1 pseudogene is annotated in these 1482 nt (G+C 63.8%); it reads right to left on the reverse strand.

Features of this window, described 5'->3' with window-relative positions:
• Window positions 1-1311: 1311 nt before the first annotated feature.
• Window positions 1312-1482: pseudogene (gene glmU / locus MKK68_RS21910) on the reverse strand (bifunctional UDP-N-acetylglucosamine diphosphorylase/glucosamine-1-phosphate N-acetyltransferase GlmU); the annotation flags it as partial.

Below are 1482 nucleotides of genomic sequence, written 5' to 3' on the forward strand. Positions count from 1 at the left end.
TGCGCCGTCTGCACCTCAATCTGGCGCAGCTTCAGCACCACCTGCTCCGCACCCGTCTTCTGACCTCGCTTCATGTCCAGCTCCTTCAGTCCTGGCTGATCCTCTCAATCAGCCCAGTCCAAAGCCAGCCGGTCAGGTCACTGGGACTCATCCGGTGACACGTCGTCAGCGCCTTTTTCCGGCCTCTCAAGCTCGGCGTCGCGAAGCCATTCGAGGACGCGGCGAGCTTGGTTAAGCGACGCGTCCACGGGTCCAGTTGCGGCAGCCATTGCTGCGCGGACATTCTGTAGAAAGGCGGCGTCGTCATCGGCCATGAGGCCTCAACCGCGAGAGCGGGCCCCCGGTTTCCGTGGCGCCGATGTCCGCAGCGCGGGCCGTGGGCAGGCGCGGACGGACGGCTGCTGCGGTTTGCGGCGAGGAGGACGGCGGGTGCTGGCGGGGCTCCCAGGCAGTCAAGGGACCATACTTCCCTGCGGAATGACCGCGCCGACGCAGCAGCCCGGCATTTGCGCGTTTTTTGCCTCTTTGAGACGCCGATTTCGTTTCGAAAACTGGCCGGGCAACGGGGATTGTGGATCGGCGTCCAAGTTGACCCCACCTTCCACTGCGGCTCAACATCCCAGGATTTGCAAGGTTTCAAGTATGGCGGTGGGTACCTTTTAACTCCCGATCGGCGTTGAAACGGAATATTAACTGGTAATAAGTATCAGAAACCCCAACTATATAGCTGCAGTTTCGAGTGGGTCCGCCTTGCGCGCCGATCTACACCCTTTTCGTGACGCCGACCTTCTACGTCGCCTTCCAGCGCCTGCTGAGGAAGCCGGAGGTCTGCCTAAGCCGACTGGACAGGCGGATGGGACGCCGCAACCCGCAGTGTGACCGGCCGATCCGGGTCGGAGGTCTCCGCGCGCCGAGGCCCACATATCGCCGTATCACCAAAAGGTTGATTCGGCGCGATCCAAAGCTTTGGTGCCGGACAGGATTGTGTTTAGCCACGTCCCCCGACGATGTAGCGGCCTGGGAGGCGCGCGTCATCAACACGGATTCGAACCTCTTCTCTCCGGATCTCGGCGATGACCACGCGCGCCGGCTCGAAGCATTCGCCGGGGTGATTTTTCGGCGTCTCCGTCCGAAGAGACCGTCATCCTCACGAACCCATGGCACCGAACCCGATAGACTGTTTTCGCCATCCGCCTGTCGGTCGGTTCGTGCAGCGCACCACCATACCGCGTGAGAGGATCACGACCGAAATCTTCAGGCGTTGGCCCACCCCACTCCACGGGTGAACCGATCCACCAAAGGGGAACGGCTTTAGGACGTCCCCGAGTGCGCCGCCTTCTCCGCCCGCAACGCCGCCCGCTTCGTCTCGGCCCAGCCCGGCTTCGTCGCCTGGCGCCCGCGGGCGACGGCGAGCGCCCCCTCGGGCACGTCGTCGGTGATCACCGAGCCGGAGGCGACGAAGGCGCCGGCCCCGACCGTGAC

Origin of the sequence: Methylobacterium sp. E-016 (genome assembly GCF_022829745.1) — a bacterium.
Lineage (GTDB): Bacteria > Pseudomonadota > Alphaproteobacteria > Rhizobiales > Beijerinckiaceae > Methylobacterium.